Source organism: Luteimonas salinilitoris (assembly GCF_041300785.1).
GTDB classification, from domain to species: domain Bacteria; phylum Pseudomonadota; class Gammaproteobacteria; order Xanthomonadales; family Xanthomonadaceae; genus Luteimonas; species Luteimonas salinilitoris.
In genome coordinates this window covers 589,293-609,780 of sequence record NZ_JBFWIB010000001.1, presented here as the reverse complement: position 1 = coordinate 609,780, position 20,488 = coordinate 589,293, and the positions used below count along the sequence as shown (strand labels likewise).

The window sequence follows — 20,488 nt, the reverse complement described above, 5'->3', positions numbered from 1 at the left end:
CCATCCACGGTGTGAAGCGACGCGTGCGTTTCAGGCCATGAGCGTACGCACCGCGTCGCGGTAACGCGCCGCGATGGCATCACGGTCGACGTGACGTCCGTCATCGACGCGCTTGCGTCCACCCACGTGCACTTCGCGCACCAGCGGGCGGTTGCCGCTGAAGATCCAGCGATCGGCCACGTCGTCGGCTGTGGCACCGGCGAGGATCGGCGCATCGGCATCGAGCACTACCGTGTCGTCCACTGACGCGAACCCGGTCGCGTGCGCGCCGCCGGCCAATGCGCCACGCAGCAGCGTGGTCCCGACGTTGTGCGACCCGGCCGCCACGGCGATGTTGCGATGACCCGTGGCCAGCCGCTGCCCGTACTCGAGCCAACGCAGTTCCTCGACCGGCGAGATCGAGATGTGCGAATCCGAACCGATGCCCCAGCGCCCGCCCGCGTCGAGGTAGGCGCGCAGCGGGAACAGGCCGTCGCCGAGGTTGGCCTCGGTGGTCGGACACAGTGCGACCGTGGCGCCGCTGGCGGCGATGCGCGCGGTCTCGGCCGGCGTCATGTGGGTGGCGTGCACCAGGATCCAGCGCGCGTCGACAGCGACATGGTCGTACAGCCATTCGACCGGGCGCGCATCGCGCACCGCCAGGCAGTCCTGCACCTCGCCCACCTGTTCGGCGATGTGGATGTGCACCGGTGCGTCCGCGGGCAGCGCGGCCAGCACGACATGCATCGCCGCCTCGGGCACCGCACGCAGGCTGTGGAAGGCGACACCGACGCGCAGGCCGGCGGCCTCGCGCGCGCGCAGCATCTCCACCAGCCGCAGGAACGCGTCCACCTCGTGACCGAAACGCCGCTGCCGTTCCGATAGCGGCCGGCCGTCGAAGCCGCCGGTCATGTACAGCACCGGCAGCAGGGTTAGGCGGATGCCTGTCTCGTGCGCAGCTTCCACCAGCGCCGCCGACATCGCATCCGCGGGCGCGTAAGGGCGGCCGTCCGGTTGGTGGTGCAGATAGTGGAATTCGCAGACGCTGGTGTAGCCGGCCTCGAGCATCTCCACGTACAGCTGCGCCGCGACCGCACGCATGGTATCGGGCGTCATCCGGGCGGCGAAGCGGTACATCGTTTCGCGCCAGGTCCAGAAGCTGTCGTGGCCGTTGCGGGCGCCGCTGCCATCGCGGGACGGGGCGGCGCGGCGCTCGGCCAGTCCGGCTATTGCGCGCTGGAACGCATGCGAATGCAGGTTGGGAATGCCGGGCAGGCGCCAGCCGCCGGGGACGCGCGTGATGGGATCGTTCATGGCGGCATTGTGGCGCGATGGCCGGCCCGAGGCGATCCCCGATGGCGGACGCCCGCCATGCCGCGTCCGGCGAGCGCGGGCGCTCCCGTACAATCGGCCGCATGAACGATCCGCGGCAGGCCCCCTGGGACGGACTGATCGTCGGCGTATCGCTGGCGACCCTCGACGGCCACGGCGGCTACGGCGAGATCGGCGACGCGGCACTCGGCTGGCGCGACGGCACGATCGTCCACGCCGGACCGCGCTCCGCACTGCCGGCGGACCCGAATGCCCTGTCGGGCGCGGTGGTCGATGCCGGCGGCGGCTGGATCACGCCCGGGCTGGTCGACTGCCATACCCATCTCGTATTCGCGGGCGACCGCGCGGCCGAGTTCGAGCAGCGCCTGCAAGGTGCCGATTACGAGGAGATCGCCCGCAACGGCGGCGGTATTCTCTCCAGCGTCCGCGCCGTGCGCGAAGCCGACGAGGAGGCGCTGCTGGCGCAGTCGCTGCCGCGGGCGCGCGCGCTGGTCGCCGACGGCGTCACCACGCTGGAGATCAAGTCCGGCTATGGCCTGGACTTCGACGGCGAACGCAAGATGCTGCGCGTGGCGCGGCGCATCGGCGACGAACTCGGCATCGGCGTCTTCACCACCTATCTCGCCGCGCATGCGCTGCCGCCGGAGTACGCCGGCCGCGCCGACGCCTACATCGACGCCGTGATCGAATGGCTGCCGCGGTTGCACGCCGAGGGCCTGGTCGACGCGGTCGATGCCTTCGCCGAGCGCATCGGCTTCGACATCGCGCAGACGCGGCGCGTGTTCGAGGCCGCGCGCACACTCGGCCTGCCGGTCAAGCTGCATGCCGACCAACTCAGCGACGGCGCGGGTGCAGCCTTGGTGGCGGAGTTCGGCGGCCTGTCCGCCGACCATGTCGAATACACCTCCGATGCCGGCGTGCGCGCCATGGCCGAGGCCGGCACGGTGGCGGTACTGCTGCCGGGCGCCTTCCACGTGCTGCGCGAAACGCGGCTGCCGCCGCTGGACGCCTTTCGCGCGCACCGCGTGCCGATGGCGGTCGCCACCGACTGCAATCCCGGCACCTCGCCGCTGCTGTCGCTGCGCCAGGCGATGCAGCTGGCGTGCACGCACTTCCGGCTGACGCCGGAGGAAGCGCTGCGCGGCACGACCGTCAATGCCGCGCGCGCGCTGGGGCGCGACGATCGCGGCGTGCTGCGGCCGGGCACGCGCGCCGACTTCGTGCACTGGGCGATCGCGCGGCCGGCAGAGCTGTGCTACTGGCTCGGCGGACGCCTGGCCAGCGCCGTCTACGCGGGCGGGAACCGGGTGGCATGAGCCCGCCGCTTCCGCGTTCCGGCGTCGCCCTCCCGACCGGAGCCCGGCGCCCGCTCCCGCCCGCCGCAACGCGCCTCCGGGCGCGGCCGTCGTCGGCCCGCAGGGCCGCCAGCGCCGCCATCGCGTGCGGCCGGCCCGATTTCGCCTTCGCACTTTCCGCCCGCTCCAGCCAGGAGACACCATGCAACGTCACGCACTGCTCTGCTGCACACTGATGCTCGCCACCGCCGCATCCGCGCAGGAGCCGCCCGAAGCCGCGCGCCGGCTGGCGCAGGACGCGACCATCGTCGACACCCACATCGACGCTCCCGGCATACTGATGGACAAATGGGCCGACCTCGGCATCGAGGCGCCGGACCGCGAATTCGACTATCCGCGCGCCCGCGCCGGCGGCCTCGATGTCGCCTTCATGTCGATCTACACCTCGGCCAAGCGCGACGAGGACGGCACGGCATGGCAGGCCGCGCACATGCAGATCGATGCGGTCGAGGCCCTTGCCGCCAGGCACCCGGACAGGTTCGCGATCCTGCGCTCGCCCGGCGATGTCGACGGGCTGCGCGCAGGCGGCCGCGTGCTGCTGGCGCTGGGCATGGAGAACGGCGCGCCGATCGGCGACGACCTCGCCGAACTGCAGCGCTTCTTCGATCGCGGCGTACGCTACGTCACCCTCGCCCACAGCGCCAACAATCGCATCTCCGACTCGTCATACACACTGCAGAAGCGCTGGAACGGGCTCAGCCCGTTCGGTCGCGAAGTGGTCGCGGAAATGAACCGGCTCGGCATCATGGTCGACGTCTCGCACCTGTCGGACGCTGCGGTGCGCCAGGCGGTCGAACTCAGCACGGTGCCGGTGATCGCCAGCCATTCGGCGCTGCGCCACTTCACCCCGGGCTTCGAGCGCAACCTCAGCGACGAACTGGCGCAAGCGATCGCGGCGAAGGGCGGCGTGATCCAGATCCCGTTCGGCACCGCCTTCGTCAACCCGGAGGCGGCGCAGAACATCCAGGCGTACTTCCGTGCGGCGTACGACTTCGACCGCCGCAACGCGGAACTGGAGGCGGCGGGCAGCCCGACGGAAGACCGGCAGGCGTTCGAGGCGCAATGGGAAGCAGACCATCCGACGCCGTCGACGAAGATCGACGCGGTGCTCGACCAGGTCGACCATGCGGTGGCGCGGGTCGGCGTCGACCACGTCGGCATCGGCTCGGACTTCGACGGGGTCGGCGGCAACCTGCCGGACGCGCTGCGCACCGTCGCCGACTATCCCAACCTCGTCGCCGGCCTGCAGGCACGCGGCCATTCCGACGCCGACATCCGCAAGATCCTCGGCGGCAACCTGCTGCGGGTGTGGACTGAGGTGGAGGCCGGCGCGGGGCCGCGCTGATCGGCATACGTGACGGGTGATTCGGCAGTCCCTCGGGCGGATACCTTCTTGCCATCGTCACGTGAAAACATTCTTGCCGCGGATTGACGCGGATGAACGCGGATCAGGTGGGTCGAAAACTCGCCGAGGGCACTGCCTGATGAGCTTTATCCGCGCCCAATTGTGACAAACGAAAAAAGCCCCGCAGAGGCGGGGCTTTTCGTTGGCCGCAAGCGAGCGCTTACTCCGGCTTGACCACCGTCTTCTTCGCGACGGCCTTCTTCGCCGGCGCCTTGACCACGGTCTTCCTGGTCACCGGCGCCTGGGTCGCCGTCGCGGTCTTCTTCACCGCGTGCGCGCGGGACTTGCCGTAGCTGGAGTTGTAGCGCTTGCCCTTGAGGGTCTTGCGATCGCCCTTGCCCATCGGATGCTCCTGATTCTCTAGAAGATTGCGGCGCGCCGAACGGCGCGCGAGGCCGCAAATCCTAGCATGCAGCCGCCGTCAACGACCGCTGCGGGCGTGGCTCAGGCGCAGGTTGAGCAGGTGCGCCCCGGCCAACAGCAGGCCGCCGGCGACCATGATCGCGGCATGGCCGAGCGTGTGGTCGTGCAGGGACGAGAACGCGCCCAGCCACACCAGCACCAGCCCCGGCAGCAGCAGTGCCCACGCCCTGAATGCGCGATGGCGGCGGTAGCCCAGGCTCATCGTGGTCAGTCCCAGCAAGGTGGCGAACACCACGAACGCCTGGTCGAAATCGATCCAGCCGCCGAAATTGAGGCCGAGCGCGGGCAGCAGCGCCAGCGCCACCGGCAGCAGCGCGCAGTGCACGGCGCACACGAATGATGCGGCAAAGCCGACTCGGTCGGCCTGATGGAGAGCGGATCCTGATGCGCGCATGACTTCCGGGGGATGTCGGTTCAAGGTGAAACATTATAACATCATCCAGTAACTCCAGCTTACCGCCTCCCCCTTCAGACGTGAAGAAGCCGATGCCCCACACGACCGCCCGTTTCCGCCCCGCCCTTCTCCCGCTCGCGCTGCTCGCCTGCCTGGCGCCGCCCGCCCGGGCGGCCCAGGACGACCCGCGCCACGACGAGGTCAAGGACCTGTCGACGATCGTGGTCCGGGCCACGCCCCTGCCCCGGACCGCCGAGGACCTGACGCGTCCGGTGGAAGTGCTGGCGGGGGAACGACTGGACGAGGCCAAGGCGAACTCGCTCGGCGAGACCGTCGCGCGCCTGCCCGGCGTGCAGTCGTCCTATTTCGGTCCCGGTGTCGGCCGCCCGATCATCCGCGGTCTCGACGGCGCCCGCGTGCAGGTGCTCAGCGACGGCCTGGCCTCCGGCGACGTATCGACGGTCAGTGTCGACCATGCCGTCAGCATCGAACCCTTCCTCGCCAACCAGATCGAAGTGCTGAAAGGCCCGTCCACGCTGCTCTACGGCAGCGGCGCGATCGGCGGCGCGGTGAACGTGGTCGACGGCCGCATCCCGGAGGCAGCGACCGCGCAGCCGCTGGAGGGCCGCGCGGAGCTGCGCGCGGGCAGCGTCAACGACGAGAAGACCGGCATGGTGCGTCTCGACGGCACCTCGGCCTCGGGCAGGGTGGTGTTCCATTTCGACGCGCTGCATCGCGAGACCGGCGACTATGACATCCCCGGCTTCGCCGAAAGCGAGCATGCCCACGAGGAACACGCCCACGAGGAGCAGGAAGGCGAGGAGGAAGAGCACGAGGAGGAGCAGGTCCACGGCGTGCTGCCGAACAGCTTCGTGCGCACCGACAGCGGCGCCCTGGGCGTGTCGTATGTCGGCGACCGCGGCTTCGTCGGCGTCGGCTACAGCCTGTTCAACACCCGCTACGGCGTGCCTGGCCATGCCCACGGGCATGAGGAACACGAGGAAGATCACGAGGAGGAAGAGGAAGAAGGCCACGAGGAAGAGGCGCCCGTGCACATCGTGATGGACCAGCGCCGCAGCGAGATCCGCGGCGGCCTCGACGATCTGGGCGTTTTCGACAGCCTGCGCGTCAAATTCGCCCATAACGACTACACCCACACCGAGTACGAAGGCGACGAGATCGGCACCGTCTTCGACAACGACAGCCTCGAGGGGCGGGTGGAACTGGTGCACGAGGACTGGGCCGGCTGGAGCGGCGCCTTCGGCGTGCAGGGCTCGCGCCGGGACTTCCGCGCGATCGGCGAGGAAGCCTTCGTGCCGGCCTCGGAGTCGCGCGACATCGGCCTGTTCTGGATCGGCGAGCGCACGCTCGGCGCGTTCGACCTCGAAGTCGGCGCGCGTCACGACAGCAACCGTATCGACGTCGACGAAGGCGAAGCGATCGGACCGTCACGCGATTTCGGCGCCACCAGCCTGTCGGCCGCGGCGCGCTGGAACTTCGGCGAGGACTTCCACCTGTCCTTCGGCCTCGACCGTGCCCAGCGCTCGCCGACCGCGGAGGAGCTGTATTCCAACGGCCTGCACGTGGCGACGCAGAGCTTCGAGTTCGGCAACCCGGACCTCGACGTCGAGACCGCGAACCGCGCCGAGATCGGCGTGCACTGGCACCGCGGCCCGCTGCGGCTCGGCGCGTCGCTGTACCACGTGCGCTACGACGACTTCGTCTATCTCGCCGACACCGGCATCGAGGACGACGGCACGCCGGCGCGGGTGTGGAACCAGAGCGACGCCCGCTTCAACGGCGCCGAGGTCGACCTGCAGTGGACGTTCGCCGAGAACGAGTCCGGGGAATGGAGCCTGCGCACGTTCGGCGACGTGGTCCGCGGCAAGCTGGCCGGCGACGGCTCGCAGGAGGTCGCGTTCTCGGTGCCGCACGGCGACCACACCCACGACTACACTGCCGACATCGCGCTCGACGGCAATCTGCCGCGCATCGTGCCGGCGCGGCTGGGCGGCGAGCTGCGCTGGCGGTCCGGCAACGGCAACTGGCGTGCCGGCGTGGGGGCGGTGCGCTACGCCCGCCAGGACGACGTGGCCGAGCACGAAGAGGAGACGCCGGGCTACACCCTGGTGCACGCCAACCTGGCCTGGCACCTGGATACGCCCGGCGGCAATGCCTGGGAGGTCTTCGTCGACGGCAACAACCTGCTCGACGAGGAGGCGCGCCCGCACACCTCGTTCCTGAAGGATCTGGCGCCGCTGCCGGGGCGCAACGTGACCGCAGGGGTGCGGCTGTTCTTCTGACAAGGACGAGAAACTAGAAACTAGAAACGAGGAACGAGTGAGAGCGGGTGCCCTTCACTCGTTCCTCGTTCCTCGTTCCTCGTTCCTAGCTTTTCTCCGGCTGCACTCGGCGCACAGCCCGTGCACCTCGAGCGTCTGCGCCTGCGGCACGAAGCCCAGCGCGCGGGCGCGATCGTCGAGCAGCTCGACGACCCGCTCGTCCTCCAGCTCGGTGGCGCTCTGGCAGTTGTCGCAGATCAGGAACGGCACCGAATGCTGGCGGCTGTTGGGATGGTGGCAGGCGACGAAGGCGTTCACCGACTCCAGCTTGTGGATGAAGCCATGGCCGAGCAGGAAGTCGAGTGCCCGGTACACCGTCGGCGGCGCGGCGGCGCCCGGGCCCTCGCCCTCGCGCACCTGGTCGAGCAGGTCGTAGGCCTTGAGCGGCCGCCCGGCATCGGCGATGAGGCCGAGCACGTACGCGCGGATCGGCGTCAGCCGCAGGCCGCGGTCGCGGCACGCGGCTTCCACCGCGGCCACGAAACCGGCGGCGTCGTGAACGTGGTGCTTGGGATCGGTGCAGGCGTGGGCGGTGACCATGTCTGGATGATGGTGGCATCGCCCACGCGACTCAAGTCGCCAGACATGCCCGAAAGGACCGTAGAGCCGAGCTTGCTCGGCTATGCCGGCTCCGGAGCTCCGTAGAGCCGAGCTTGCTCGGCTATGCCGGCTCCGGAGCCCCCATAGAGCCGAGCTTGCTCGGCTATGCCGGCTTCGGGGCCGAGAGCAGCGGAGCAAGCTCCGCTCTACGGGCGCGCGGCGTTCAGGCGGCCGGAATGCGCGCGATGGCGGCGTCGATCCGTTTCAGCGCCTCGTCGCGGCCGGCCAGGTAGACCGTATGGCCGATATCCGGGCTGACCTGGGTGCCGGTGATCGCCACCCGCAACGGCTGCGCGATCTTGCCCATGCCCAGGCCCAATGCCTCGGCGGTGGCGTGCAGAGCAATGTTGATGCCCTCCGCGTTCCAGGCCGGCAACCGCGACAGGCGGTCGCGGGCCTCGGCCAGCGGCATGCCCGCCTCCGGTTTCAGGTGCTTGGCGACGGCCTTGTCGTCGTAGTGCTCGAGCGGCCGGTACCAGACCGCGGCGCGCTCGGCCATGTCGGCCAGCGTCTGCACGCGGTCGCGCAGGGCGACCACCACGTCGACCGGCGCCGGCCCCTGCGGCAGATCGTAGCCGGCGTTGCGCAGGTGCCATTCCAGGTGCCGAGCCACGTCCGCCGGTTCGTCGTGCTTCAGGTACTGCTGGTTCAGCCAGCCGAGCTTGTCCGGATCCAACCGCGCCGCCTTGGCGTTGACGTTCTTCAGGTCGAACAGCCGCTGCATCTCCGCGACCGAGAACACCTCCTGGTCACCGTGCGACCAGCCCAGCCGTACCAGGTAGTTGAGCAGCGCGTGCGGCAGGTAGCCGGCGTCGCGATACTGCATCACGTCGGCGGCGCCGGTGCGCTTGGACAGCTTGGCGCCCTGCTCGTCGAGGATCATCGGCAGGTGCGAGAACGCCGGCGGCTCGCTGCCGAGCGCCCGGTAGATGTTCATCTGCCGCGGGGTGTTGTTGACATGGTCGTCGCCGCGCACCACGTCGGTGATGCGCATGTCGAGATCGTCGACCACCACGGCGAAGTTGTAGGTGGGATAGCCGTCCGGGCGCAGGATCACCAGGTCGTCGAGCTCGCTGTTGGCGATCTCGATCCGGCCCTTGACCTTGTCCTCCCAGGCGACGACGCCCTCGAGCGGATTCTTCAGGCGGATGACGCGGTTCGGGTCGTCGCGGCGCGGATCGGTGCGCTCGCGCCAGGCGCCGTTGTAGCGCGGCTTGTCGCCGGCGGCCATCGCCGCCTCCCGCATTGCGTCGAGCTCGGCCCTGGTCTCGTAGGCGTAATAGGCCTGGCCGGCGGCGACCAGTTGCTCCGCCACCTCGCGGTAGCGGTCGACGCGCGCGGTCTGGTAGACCGGGCCCTCGTCGTAGTCCAGGCCGAGCCAGTCCATCGCCTGCAGGATGGCATCGATCGCGGGCTGGGTGCTGCGCTCGCGGTCGGTGTCCTCGATCCGCAGCACGAACTGCCCGCCGGCGCGGCGCGCCTCGAGCCAGCAGTACAACGCGGTACGCGCGCCGCCGATGTGCAGGTATCCGGTGGGGCTGGGGGCAAAGCGGGTACGGACGGTCATGGGCGGCAGCCGGTGGGGAGACGCCATTTTAGCGGAGCTCGCGGGCAGGCGAGTGGAGAGCGGGAGCCGAGCGCGGCAGTGGCGTCGCTGCCGCTGCCGCCGCGGAAGCGGAAGGCAGGACAGAACGACGGCCTCCGCTCGTCATCCCAGCGCAAGCTGGGATCCATCTTGATGTCGCTGTCGCTCCCGAACAGCTAAGGGCACCGCAGCATGGATCCCATGCTTGCGCTGGGATGACGAGCAAAGGCGGTACGCTCTTCCCGATTCCCGATTCCCGATTCCCGATTCCCGATTCCCGATTCCCGATTCCCGATTCCCGATTCCCGATTCCCGATTCCCGGCTCCCTTATCATGTCGCCATGACCACGCTCTTCATCTCCGACCTGCACCTCGATCCGGAGCGCCCGGAGATCACCCGTCTGTTCGCCGAGTTCCTCGACGACGAGGCGCACGGTGCCGATGCGCTCTACATCCTCGGCGACCTGTACGAGTCCTGGGTCGGAGACGACGATCCGTCCGAGGCGGGCGCCCTGGTCGCCGAGAAGCTGAACGCCCTGTCCGACGGCGGCGTGCCGGTGTACTTCATGCACGGCAACCGTGATTTCATGCTCGGCCGCGACTATGCGCTGCGGTCCGGGATGACCCTCCTCCCCGACCCGGCGGTGATCGTGCTGTACGACAAGCCGGTGCTGCTGATGCACGGCGACCTGCTGTGCACCGATGATGTCGCCTACCAGCAGTTTCGCGCGCAGACCCGCAACCCGGAATGGCAGGCCCACATGCTGAGCCAGCCGCTGCAGGCGCGGCTCGCCTTCGCGCAACAGGCGCGCGCCTCCAGCCAGGCGCGCCAGGGCGAGCTGCGCGAGGCCGGCACGATGGAGACGATCACCGACGTCTCGCCGCGGACGGTCGCTGAAACCTTCGCCCGCTTCGGCGTCGACACCCTGATCCACGGCCATACCCATCGCCCCGCCATCCACGACCTCACGGCCGGCGGCCGCGCCTGCCGGCGCATCGTGCTCGGCGACTGGTACACGCAGGGGTCGGTGCTGCGGGCGCGTCCCGACGGCCTCTACGACCTCACCTCCCTGTCGTAGAGCCGAGCTTGCTCGGCTGCTTTTGGCGCGTGGGCTCCGGGGCGGCGAGCAGCGGAGCAAGCTCCGCTCTACCGGAGGACGCGATGCGGGGAGGAGAGTTGCCGCAATGCGTCCAGTTCCGCGTCGCTGAAGCCCGCGGCGCTGCGCGCGTCGAGATTGAACGGCCCGTGCAGCACCGCGCGCGCGTATTCGGCCAGCAATGCGCGGAACTTCGGCTCCGGATCGACGCCGGCGCGCGCGCAGAACCAGCGGAACCAGCGGCTGCCCGCGGCGACGTGGGCGACCTCCTCGCGCAGGATCACCTCGAGGATGCCGGCGGTCTCGTCGTCGCCCAGCGCGCGCAGCTTCACGATCATGCCCGGGGTGACGTCAAGGCCGCGCGCTTCGAGCACCCGGGGGACCAGCGCCATCCGCGCCAGGCCGTCGTGCGCGGTCTTCTCCGCCATCTCCCACAGGCCGTTGTGGGCGTCGAAGTCGCCGTACTCGAACCCGAGCGCGCGCAGCCGCTCGCGCAGCAGCGAGAAGTGACGCGCCTCGTCCCGGGCGATCAACACCCAGTCGGCGTAGTACTCGCGCGGCAGGCCGCGGAAGCGGTAGGCGGCGTCCCAGGCCAGGTCGATGGCATTGAACTCGATGTGGGCGATCGCGTGGATGAACGCGGCGCGCCCCTCGGGCGTGCCGAGCCCGCGCCGGGGCAGGTCGCGCGGATGCACCAGCGCCGGCCTGGCGGGGCGACCGGGCATGCGGATGGGCTCCGGCGGCGGAGCGTCGGTGTCGACATCCAGTTCGTCCCGGGCGAACGCGTCCGCGGCGGCGAAGGTCGCGGCGATCTTGTCCCCGGGCGCTGCGGCGGCGAGGCAGGCGCGGGCGTGTCGGAACAGCGAATCGGTCATGCCGCCGCGAGCACGGGCGCTACCGGCGACGGCGCCGCTGAAGCGGCGCCCGACGGCGCGATCGCCTGCCGTCGCCGGCGAACCGCGGCGGTTGCAGGCCGACTCTGCGTCGTCGCGACTTCCCGGCGGCGGCATGCCACCGCCACTCTCACGAGTGCGGCTGCCACAGGGGCGGCGACAGGCCGGGGCGCTCCGCCGCTCACGAGGCTAAGCGCCGCTTCCGTTTGGCCTCGTCCGAACGCAGCTGCTGCAGGCGCTCGAAATAACCCGACTCGATGCCGGTGACGTACTCGCCGCTGAAACAGGAACTGTCGAAGCGGCGACCGGGAAACTTCGGACCGGCGACGGCGATTTCCAGGTCAGTGAGATCCTGGTAGATCAGCCAGTCGCAGCCGAGGAACTGCTCGATCTCCTTCTCCGTGCGGCCGTTCGCCACCAGCTCGTCCACCGACGGCATGTCGATGCCGTAGATGTTCGGATAGCGTACCGGCGGCGCGGCCGACGCCAGGTACACCTTGCGCGCGCCGGCGTCGCGCGCCATCTGCACGATCTGCTTGGAGGTGGTGCCACGCACGATGGAGTCGTCGACCAGCAGTACCACCCGTCCCTTGAACTCCAGCGGGATCGGGTTGAGCTTGCGCTTGACCGACTTCACGCGCTCGCCCTGCCCCGCCATGATGAAGGTGCGGCCGACGTAGCGGTTCTTGATGAAGCCCTCGCGGTACTTCACGTCGAGCACGTTGGCCAGTTCCAGCGCCGAATCGCGCGAGGTGTCGGGGATCGGGATGACCACGTCGATGTCGTGGTCGGGGCGCTCGCGCAGGATCTTCTCGCCCAGGGTCACGCCCATGCGCATGCGCGCCTTGTGCACCGAGATGTCCTCGATCATCGAGTCCGGACGCGCGAAATAGACGTACTCGAAGATGCACGGCGCGCGCAGCTGCGGCGGCGCGCACGGTCGGCTGTGCAGTTCGCCGCGCGCGGTGACCACGATGCCCTCGCCCGGCACGACATCGCGCAGGCGCTCGAAACCGAGGATGTCGAGCGCCACCGACTCCGACGCCACCGCGTACTCGTCGCCGGCCTCGGTGACGCGCTTGCCGAGCACCAGCGGGCGGATGCCGTGCGGATCGCGGAACGCCACCAGGCCGAGCCCCAGCACCGTGGCGACCGCGGCGTAACCGCCGGTCGAGCGCCGGTGCACGCCCTCGATCGCCTTGAATGCGGCCTCCGGCGTCAGCATGCGCTCGCGGTCGAGCTCGTGCGCGAACACGTTCAGCAGCACCTCGGAGTCCGACTCGGTGTTGATGTTGCGGCGGTCCTCCTCGAACACCTCGAGCCGCAGCGCATCGGTGTTGATCAGGTTGCCGTTGTGGGCCAGCGCGATGCCGTACGGCGAGTTGACGTAGAACGGCTGCGCCTCGTCGAGGCCTTCGCTGCCGGCGGTGGGATAGCGGCAGTGGCCGATGCCGACGCGGCCCTCCAGCAGGCGCATCGCCTTGTCGTCGAACACGTCGCGCACCAGGCCGTTGCCCTTGTGCACGCGCAGCTGGCTGCCGTTGGCGGTGGCGATGCCGGCCGCATCCTGCCCGCGATGCTGCAGCACGGTCAGGCCGTCGTAGAGCGCGGCCGCGACTTCAGTGGTTCCGACGATGCCGACGATGCCGCACATGTGTTTCGCCTGTTGCTGTGGGAGAGGACCGGCGCGCCGCTCCGCGACGGCACCGCTCGGTCGGACGGCCCCTATATCGAGGTCCGTCCCGGCCGGATCAAGCGTTTCGTCGCCCGGCCTGCGAAACGCGCCGTCCGCGGCGCGTTGGAATCGTCCCGTTACGGGTGCGAGCGCACCATGCCCGCGACGCCGGTCTTGCCCTGCAGCTGCGTCTTCAGCCGTTCGGCCTCGGCGCGGCTCATCACCGGGCCGGCCTTGACCCGGGTCAGCGTGCCCTTCTCGGTCGCGACGGTATCGGTGAACGCCGTGAACCCGGCGCCGCGCACCCGATCGCGCAGCGCGCCAGCGTCGGCCGCGTTGCTGAACGCGCCGAGCTGCACCACGAACCCGACATCCGGCGCCGCCGCTGCCGGCGCCGGCGCCGGTGGCGGTGCCGCCGGAGGCTGCGCGGGCGTCGTGGTCGACGCCACGGGCGCAGAGGGCCGGGCGGGCGTCGCATCGAGCGCGACCACGCGCGCGTCGTTGCTGCCGACCTGCGCGGCGCGCAGGCGCACCGTCTCGGCCTCGGCACGCGTGGCGTAGGGACCGATCCGCACCCGCCATACCTGCTTGCCGGAGACGGTCGCCGTGCTGCGCTCGGCCGGCAGCCGTTCGCTGCGCAGCCGGTTGACCACGGTATCGGCGCTGACGCTGCTGCCGTAGCTGCCGAAATGCACCGCGTAGTCGCCGCCGGCGGCGATGGCCGGCAATGCCGGCTGGGACGCGGTTTCCGCTTCGGCCGATTCGACCTCCGAGGCCAGGTCGGCGGCATCCGGGTGCGGCGCGTCGGCGGTATCCACGGTCGCCAATTCGTTGCCGTCCGGGCGCGCCTGCATGCCGACCGCGCCACCCTCCGGCGCATCGCCGGGCGCCAGCAGCGGCAGGTCGCGGGTGACGGTCTCGCCCCGTGGCTCGTCCGGCAGTTCCAACGGCAGGTCGGAGACGCCGCTGTCTGGCGCCGGGCCCTTGACCAGCATCGGCAGGAAGATCACCGCCAGTGCAACCAGCACGGCGGCGCCGATCAGGCGCTGTTTCAGTCCGGAATCCATCGACTCGTTCGCGAACGGGGGGCGTGCGGATTATACGCCGCATGCGGCGGCGACTTCTTAATGTCCGCCCTGCAACGCCACCAGCGCGGCCGCCGCGGTGTGGAAGGAACCGAACACCAGGATGCGGTCCCCGGCGCGCGCCTGGGCGCGCGCCGCGGCCAGCGCCTCCGCGACCCCGGCATGGCGCGCGGCGCCATCGGCAGCGGTCCCGGCCAGGCGCGCCGCGAACGCATCGGCATCGAGCCCGCGCGCGCCGGCCTGCGGCAAACCGGCCAGGTGCCAGGCGTCCACCGCGTCGTCGAGCGCCGCAACGACGCCGGCCATGTCCTTGTCCGCCAGCGCCGCATAGACCGCGTGCGTCCGTCCATGCGCCGGGGCGCCGTGCAACCAGGCCGCGAGCTCGCGCGCGGCCTGCGGGTTGTGGCCGACGTCCACCACGATCTCCACCCCGTCGCGGACGAACGCCTGCAGCCGCCCCGGCGCATGCGCCGAAGCCACGCCCTGCGCGAGCGCGGCCTTCGGCAGCGGTCGCCGCAGCGCGCGCAGCGCGGCGATCGCGGTGGCGGCGTTGCGCAACTGGGCGGGTGCCGACAGGCGCGGGTTGGGCAGCTCGATCTCGTAGCCGACCTCGCGCCAGCGCCAGTGCGCGGCATCCACCGGTTCGAAGAAGAAGTCGCTGCCGGCACGGATCGCGGACGCCCCGATCGCATAGGCATGGCCGAGCACGCTGGAGGGCGGATCGTCCTCGCCCAGCACCAGCGGTTTCCAGGCGCGGGCAATGCCGACCTTCTCGCGACCGATGGCTTCACGGTCGTCGCCCAGCCAGTCCTGGTGGTCGAGATCGACGGTGGTGACCACCGCCACGTCGGCGTCGACCAGGTTGGTGGCGTCGAGGCGGCCGCCGAGCCCGACCTCGAGCAGGGCCAGGTCGAGCGGTGCCCGCGCGAACAGCCACAGTGCGGCCAGGGTGCCGAACTCGAAGTAGGTCAGCGGCAGTGCCGGTGCACTGCTGCGCGCCGCCTCGACCGCGGCGAACGCCTCGACCAGCGCCGCGTCGTCGGCATCGCACCCGTCGATGCGCACGCGCTCGTTGTAGGCCAGCAGATGCGGCGAGGTGTAGGCGCCGACGCGCCAACCGGCGACGCGCGCGATCGCCTCGACGAAGGCGACCGTCGAGCCCTTGCCGTTGGTGCCGGCGACGGTGATCACCCTCCGGGCCGGCCGCCCGAGCCGCATCCGCCCGGCGACGGCGCGCACGCGTTCCAGGCCCATCTCGACCTCGCGGGGATGTTGGCGCTCGATGTAGTCGAGCCAGTCGGCAAGCGTGCGGGGCATGGGGGCGTTGCAGGTCGAGTGGCTCACAGCGCCCGGTGCACGGCCTCGCCGAACAGTGGGGTATGGTGCGCGCAATCGTTGAGCCGCACCACTTCCAGCGTATCGAGGCCGTCGCCCTCGAGCAGGTTGAGCGTGGTCGGCGCCTGGCGGAAGGTCCACAGCCGCGAGAACGGGATGCCCAGCACACGGCACAGGATCACCCGGTTGACCGCGTCGTGCGCCACCACCAGCACGGTGCCGTCGGCACCGAGTCCGTCGCAGGCGCGCGCCAGCGCCGGCCACGCGCGGTCGAACACGTGCTGCAGCGACTCGCCGCCGTCGGGCATCAGCACGCTGTCGGGGAACTCGCGCCAGGCCTGCAGGCGATCCGGATCGCGATCGCGGATCTCGCTGGCCAGCAGGCCCTCCCAACTGCCATGTGCGATCTCCAGCAGGCCGGAGTCGGTCTGCAGCAGGGCATGCCGCGCCGCGCCGAGCGCCAGCTGCGCGGTGCGCTGTGCCCGCGACAGCGGCGAGGCGACCGCACGGTCGATCCGTAGGTCGCGCAGACGCGCCCCGAGCGCCTCGGCCTGGGCTTCACCGACCGGGGACAGCGGAATGTCCTCCCTCCCCTGGTAACGGCCTTCCGCGTTCCAGGGCGTCTCGCCGTGACGAGCCAGCAGAATTCTCATCGTTCCCGGTCTCCCTCGTTTGAAAACCGGCGGGCACGCCGCGGCCGGCGCAGGGTAGCAGACCGCCCGGATCCGGATCCGGATGCGCGCTGCCCGCCACCCGGTGCACGGAACGATCGGCGCCGTGAGCGTGACGCCCGACCGCCGTCCGCGCGAACGCCGTCACGCTCCAGCACATGCCTGGCGATTTCCTCATGACAAGCGCCCATCGTGCTTCGACAATGGATTTTGCCGCGCAGCGCGATCGCGCTTCGGCGGCACATGGCAACGAGGAGGGAAATCCCATGCGCAACAAGATCGCCCTTGGCCTGGCTCTGGCGGCAACCGTCGTGGTGGGCGCGGCTTTTGCCGCGGTCGGCCCCACCGGCCCCGGCCAGTTCTACTACTACCTGGACGACGACGGCGCCGTGGTCGGCTACCAGGCCATCCATTGCGACGGCACCAGGGAAGCCTGGGGCAAGTTCACCCGCAACTACGCCGACGGCTACTTCATCTGCGACCCGGAAATCTAGAAACAGGCCCCGGACCCGCATTCTTTCCGGAACGGATCGCTACCCCTCGCTACATCGTCCACTACAGGAGTACCCGATATGCGCAACAAACTTCTGATCGGCCTCGGCCTCGCCGCCGCGCTGGCTACCGGATTGGCAATCGCCAAGCACCGCAACGGCGACATGGGCATCTACCTCGACGACCAGGGCAACGTCGTCGGCTCCTTCGTCGTCAGCTGCGATGGTGTCTTCAGCTATGAAGGCACGCGCACCAGCAATTTCGTGGTCAACGGGCAACTGTTCTGTCATCGGCCCTGATCGTCCCCATGACCGGGTAAACGAAAACGGCGGCCCACGGCCGCCGTTTTCCGTACGCGATCCGCCGCACCCATGCGGCACCTGGGGCCTGTCAAGTGTTAACAGGCGCTAGCGCACCAGATTCAGCTCCTCCAGCAGCCGCGGCGCCGGATACACCTCCTGCATGATCCAGCGCAGGTAGCGCTGGTCCACCGAGATGGTGCGCGTCATCGCCGGATCGAAGACCCAGTTGGAACTCACCGACTCCCAGTTCATGTCGAACAGCAGGCCGGTCAACCGGCCGTGCGCATCGAGCACCGGCGACCCGGAATTGCCCCCGGTCACGTCGAGGTCGGAGAGGAAGTTCACCGGCACCGTGCGCAGCCGCCGATCGGCCAGGCCGCCGTTGCGTCCGGCCTCCACCGCATCCAGCAGCGCCTGCGGCGCGTCGAACGGCTCCTCGCCGGTCGCCTTCTGCGCCACTTCCTCCAGCCGCGTGAACGGCTGCTGCGCCTGGCCGTCGAGCTTGGTGTAGCCGGTCACGTTGCCGAACGTGATCCGCAGCGAACCGTTGGCGTCGGGATAGACGGACCGCTCCTGCGCGTGGCGATGGTCGGCCACCGCCTGCAGGTACGGCGGACGCGCGCGCAGCTCGTCGCCGGCACGGGCCTTGCGCTCCAGTTCCTGCTTGAGCATCGACGGCGTCACCGCCACCGCGTAGCGGATCGCGGGGTCGCGGCTGTTCTCGAACGCGTCGCGATCGGCGGTCAGCCAGCGCATGCGCTCCTCCGGATTGACCAGGGCGGTCCCGGCGAGATCGTCGAGCGCGCGCTCGATCGCCTCGTCGTCGCTGCCGCCGAGCCAGGCGTCGATCGCCTCGTCGCGCTGCTCCTCGGGGAGCGCGAGGTATTGCTGCAGCCAGTAGCGCTGCAGGATCCGGTCCATCCCCGGGTCATAGCGCCGCTCCATCTGCTCCAGCGAGCCCTTGATCCGCGGCTGGTCGCGCTCCTGGTAGCCCGGTTCGCGATCGCCGTCGGGATTGCTGCGCTCGATCGCGTTGCGGTACAGCGTCATCGCCGCGCCGACCGTGCCGAGACGATGGAACTGGCCGGTCACCAGGTCGCGATCCCGTGTGGCGCGGCCTTCCTCGACCAGCCGCTCCAGTTCGGCGTGCGCGTCGAGCGCCGCGCGTCCGGCCTCGTCCTGCTCCCGCAGCCATGCCAGGACCGCCGCCTCTTCCGCGTGCTTGCTGGCCGTCGCGTCGATCCGCGCGAAGCCCTCCAGTTGTCCGTCGTAGTTCTTCGAGGTGTTCTTCCATCCGCCCACGGTGCTGGCGTACTTGACCGCGATCTCGGGATTCTCGCGACCCTCCGCTTCGACCAGGGCCAGCAACGCCTTGTAGTGGCGGCTGATGGCGGGATAGCTCCACTGCGCGACCTGCTCGAACTCGCTCGCCAGCGCATAGCGGCTGGTGGTCCCGGGATACCCCGCCGCCATGACGAAGTCGCCCTCGCGCAGCGGACGATCGGCGAACTTCAGCCAGCGCGCCGGCTGGTAGGGAACGTTGTCCTCGGCGTAATCGGCGGGGCCGCCGTCGGGCCCGACATAGGCGCGGTAGAAGGCGAAATCGCCGGTGTGGCGCGGCCACATCCAGTTGTCGACTTCGCCGCCGAAGTTGCCGACGCCGCCCGGTGGCGCGTACGCGAGCCGCACGTCGCGGATTTCCAGGTTGCGGAACAGGCGGTAGCTGTTGCCGCCGGCGAAACTGTACAGCCGGCAGCGGTGGCCCGGCCGGAACTCGCAGTTGGCGATCAGCCGCTTCTCGACGTGCTCCAGCGCCCGTGCCCGCCCGATCGCATCCGGCGCCGCCGAGATGGCGCGCTCGACCTGCTCGGTGACGTCGAGGATGGAGTCGAGCACGTAGATGCGCGCGGTCGGACCGGCACTCAACTCGTCCCCGCGCGCGGCGGCATTGAAGCCATCGCGCATGAGGTTGTTCTCGGGCGTCGAATTGAGCTGGATCGCGCCGTAGGCGCAATGGTGGTTGGTGACCACCAGCCCCTGCGGCGAGACGAAGCTCGCGGTGCAGCCGCCGAGCGAGACCACCGCCCCCATCGGGTCGCCGCGCAGGTCGGCCAGCTGCTCCGGCGACAGCCGCAGTCCGGCCTTTTTCAGCGGACCTTCGATCTCCGGCAGCTGTTGCGGCACCCACATCCCTTCTCCGGCCCGTGCGAGGCCTGCGGCGGCCAGGAGCAATACGGCGGCGATCGGCATTGGGCGCATGCGGTGTCCTCGGAGCGGTACGGATCGGGAGGCCGAAGTCTAGCGGCCGCGGCCGCCCCCCGCCCGTGCCGGTAGGCACGCCCGCCGCGCGGGCGATGCCGGGCGCGAATGCGCCGCGGCGTATAATTCCGCTTCTGTTTTCGAATGACGGACGCAACGATGCAGCCGACGAGCCAGCGTCAAACCACCATGCGCGCGCTGGTCAAGCGCGAGGCCGCCAAGGGCATCTGGATGGAGGAGGTGCCGGTCCCGAGTCCGGGGCCGAACGAGGTCCTGATCAGGCTGGAGAAGACCGCGATCTGCGGCACCGACCTGCACATCTACCTGTGGGACGAGTGGAGCCAGCGCACGATCAAGCCCGGGCTGGTGATCGGCCACGAGTTCGTCGGCCGCATCGCCGAGGTCGGTCCGGGCGTGAGCGGCTACCAGCCCGGCCAGCGCGTCTCCGCCGAGGGCCACATCGTCTGCGGGCACTGCCGCAACTGCCGCGCCGGCAAGCAGCACCTGTGCCCGAACACCATCGGCATCGGCGTCAATCGCGACGGCGCCTTCGCCGAGTACATCGTGATGCCCGCCAGCAATCTGTGGCCGATCCCGGACCAGATCCCCAGCGAACTCGCGGCGTTCTTCGACCCCTACGGCAACGCCGCGCACTGTGCGCTGGAGTTCGACGTGGTCGGCGAGGACGTGCTGATCACCGGCGCCGGCCCGATCGGCGTGATGGCCGCCGGCATCTGCAAGCACATCGGCGCGCGCAACGTGGTGGTCACCGACGTCAACGACTACCGCCTCAAGCTGGCCGCCGACATGGGCGCCACGCGCGTGGTCAACGTCTCCAACGCCTCGCTCGGCGACGTGATGGCGGACCTGCACCTGGAAGGCTTCGACGTCGGCCTGGAGATGAGCGGCAACCCGCGCGCCTTCAACGATATGCTCGGCGCCATGTACCACGGCGGCAAGGTCGCCCTGCTCGGCCTGCTGCCCAAGGGCGCCGGCGTGGACTGGGACCGGATCATCTTCAAGGGGCTCACCATCCACGGCATCTACGGCCGGCGCATGTACGAGACCTGGTACAAGATGACCCAGCTGGTGCTCTCGGGATTCCCGCTGGGCAAGGTGCTCAGCCACCAGCTGCCGGCCGAGGAGTTCCAGAAGGGCTTCGACCTGATGGAATCCGGCAAGTCGGGCAAAGTGGTCCTGAGCTGGAACTGAGCGCATCCCCCTTGTAGGAGCGGCTTCAGCCGCGACCGCGCCCGACAGCCCT

At 70.1% G+C, this 20,488-nt stretch carries 18 protein-coding genes; 7 read left to right on the top strand and 11 right to left on the bottom strand.

Going from position 1 to position 20,488, the window contains the following annotated elements:
• Nucleotides 1–30: 30 nt before the first annotated feature.
• Nucleotides 31–1,329, bottom strand: a complete 1,299-nt coding sequence (locus AB5T46_RS02575; RefSeq protein WP_370562440.1) for a formimidoylglutamate deiminase — start codon at nucleotides 1,327–1,329, stop codon at nucleotides 31–33.
• A gap of 65 nt (nucleotides 1,330–1,394) precedes the next feature.
• On the opposite strand from AB5T46_RS02575, the gene hutI reads away from it, so the two are divergent.
• Both hutI and AB5T46_RS02565 read left to right on the top strand, forming a co-directional pair.
• Entirely contained in the window at nucleotides 1,395–2,627 is a 1,233-nt protein-coding gene (gene hutI, locus AB5T46_RS02570) for an imidazolonepropionase (protein WP_370562249.1), read from the top strand.
• A gap of 181 nt (nucleotides 2,628–2,808) precedes the next feature.
• Nucleotides 2,809–4,011 (top strand): dipeptidase, encoded by a 1,203-nt coding sequence (locus AB5T46_RS02565; RefSeq protein ID WP_370562248.1) that lies wholly within the window; start codon nucleotides 2,809–2,811, stop codon nucleotides 4,009–4,011.
• A 220-nt stretch (nucleotides 4,012–4,231) separates the two neighbouring features.
• Here AB5T46_RS02565 and AB5T46_RS02560 read toward each other — a convergent pair whose 3' ends face one another.
• On the bottom strand, nucleotides 4,232–4,414 hold the full coding sequence (locus tag AB5T46_RS02560; protein WP_370562247.1) for a 30S ribosomal protein THX: 183 nt from the start codon (nucleotides 4,412–4,414) through the stop codon (nucleotides 4,232–4,234).
• 78 nt (nucleotides 4,415–4,492) lie between these two features.
• Complete coding sequence (locus tag AB5T46_RS02555; protein WP_370562246.1) at nucleotides 4,493–4,888, bottom strand: MerC domain-containing protein; 396 nt, start codon at nucleotides 4,886–4,888, stop codon at nucleotides 4,493–4,495.
• Between the two features lie 92 nt (nucleotides 4,889–4,980).
• Here AB5T46_RS02555 and AB5T46_RS02550 point away from each other — a divergent pair, with 92 nt between their 5' ends.
• On the top strand, nucleotides 4,981–7,191 hold the full coding sequence (locus tag AB5T46_RS02550) for a TonB-dependent receptor (protein ID WP_370562245.1): 2,211 nt from the start codon (nucleotides 4,981–4,983) through the stop codon (nucleotides 7,189–7,191).
• A 54-nt stretch (nucleotides 7,192–7,245) separates the two neighbouring features.
• On the opposite strand, the gene AB5T46_RS02545 is transcribed toward AB5T46_RS02550, so the two are convergent.
• Nucleotides 7,246–7,770 (bottom strand): transcriptional repressor, encoded by a 525-nt coding sequence (locus AB5T46_RS02545; RefSeq protein WP_370562244.1) that lies wholly within the window; start codon nucleotides 7,768–7,770, stop codon nucleotides 7,246–7,248.
• 223 nt (nucleotides 7,771–7,993) lie between these two features.
• Nucleotides 7,994–9,397, bottom strand: coding sequence for a glutamate--tRNA ligase (gene gltX / locus AB5T46_RS02540; protein WP_370562243.1), 1,404 nt, complete (start codon nucleotides 9,395–9,397; stop codon nucleotides 7,994–7,996).
• Nucleotides 9,398–9,756: 359 nt separating this feature from the next.
• Between gltX and lpxH the strand changes: the two genes are divergently transcribed.
• Complete coding sequence (gene lpxH, locus AB5T46_RS02535) at nucleotides 9,757–10,494, top strand: UDP-2,3-diacylglucosamine diphosphatase (protein ID WP_370562242.1); 738 nt, start codon at nucleotides 9,757–9,759, stop codon at nucleotides 10,492–10,494.
• A gap of 68 nt (nucleotides 10,495–10,562) precedes the next feature.
• Here lpxH and AB5T46_RS02530 read toward each other — a convergent pair whose 3' ends face one another.
• The 5 genes from AB5T46_RS02530 to AB5T46_RS02510 all read right to left on the bottom strand — a co-directional run bounded on the left by AB5T46_RS02530 (nucleotide 10,563) and on the right by AB5T46_RS02510 (nucleotide 16,153).
• Nucleotides 10,563–11,387 (bottom strand): ferritin-like domain-containing protein, encoded by an 825-nt coding sequence (locus AB5T46_RS02530; RefSeq protein WP_370562241.1) that lies wholly within the window; start codon nucleotides 11,385–11,387, stop codon nucleotides 10,563–10,565.
• 199 nt (nucleotides 11,388–11,586) lie between these two features.
• The gene (purF, locus tag AB5T46_RS02525; RefSeq protein WP_370562240.1) at nucleotides 11,587–13,059 is read right to left on the bottom strand and encodes an amidophosphoribosyltransferase; all 1,473 of its coding nucleotides are present in this window, start codon (nucleotides 13,057–13,059) and stop codon (nucleotides 11,587–11,589) included.
• Nucleotides 13,060–13,217: 158 nt separating this feature from the next.
• Complete coding sequence (locus AB5T46_RS02520) at nucleotides 13,218–14,147, bottom strand: SPOR domain-containing protein (RefSeq protein WP_370562239.1); 930 nt, start codon at nucleotides 14,145–14,147, stop codon at nucleotides 13,218–13,220.
• 57 nt (nucleotides 14,148–14,204) lie between these two features.
• Nucleotides 14,205–15,482 (bottom strand): bifunctional tetrahydrofolate synthase/dihydrofolate synthase, encoded by a 1,278-nt coding sequence (gene folC / locus AB5T46_RS02515; protein WP_370562238.1) that lies wholly within the window; start codon nucleotides 15,480–15,482, stop codon nucleotides 14,205–14,207.
• A 23-nt stretch (nucleotides 15,483–15,505) separates the two neighbouring features.
• Complete coding sequence (locus AB5T46_RS02510) at nucleotides 15,506–16,153, bottom strand: histidine phosphatase family protein (RefSeq protein WP_370562236.1); 648 nt, start codon at nucleotides 16,151–16,153, stop codon at nucleotides 15,506–15,508.
• 284 nt (nucleotides 16,154–16,437) lie between these two features.
• On the opposite strand from AB5T46_RS02510, the gene AB5T46_RS02505 reads away from it, so the two are divergent.
• Entirely contained in the window at nucleotides 16,438–16,665 is a 228-nt protein-coding gene (locus tag AB5T46_RS02505; RefSeq protein WP_370562234.1) for a DUF6289 family protein, read from the top strand.
• Nucleotides 16,666–16,743: 78 nt separating this feature from the next.
• Complete coding sequence (locus AB5T46_RS02500; RefSeq protein WP_370562233.1) at nucleotides 16,744–16,962, top strand: DUF6289 family protein; 219 nt, start codon at nucleotides 16,744–16,746, stop codon at nucleotides 16,960–16,962.
• A gap of 108 nt (nucleotides 16,963–17,070) precedes the next feature.
• Here the strand turns inward: AB5T46_RS02500 and AB5T46_RS02495 are convergent, their stop codons facing one another.
• Nucleotides 17,071–19,224, bottom strand: a complete 2,154-nt coding sequence (locus AB5T46_RS02495; protein ID WP_370562232.1) for a S46 family peptidase — start codon at nucleotides 19,222–19,224, stop codon at nucleotides 17,071–17,073.
• Between the two features lie 189 nt (nucleotides 19,225–19,413).
• On the opposite strand from AB5T46_RS02495, the gene tdh reads away from it, so the two are divergent.
• Entirely contained in the window at nucleotides 19,414–20,436 is a 1,023-nt protein-coding gene (gene tdh / locus AB5T46_RS02490) for an L-threonine 3-dehydrogenase (protein ID WP_370562439.1), read from the top strand.
• Nucleotides 20,437–20,488 lie beyond the last annotated feature (52 nt).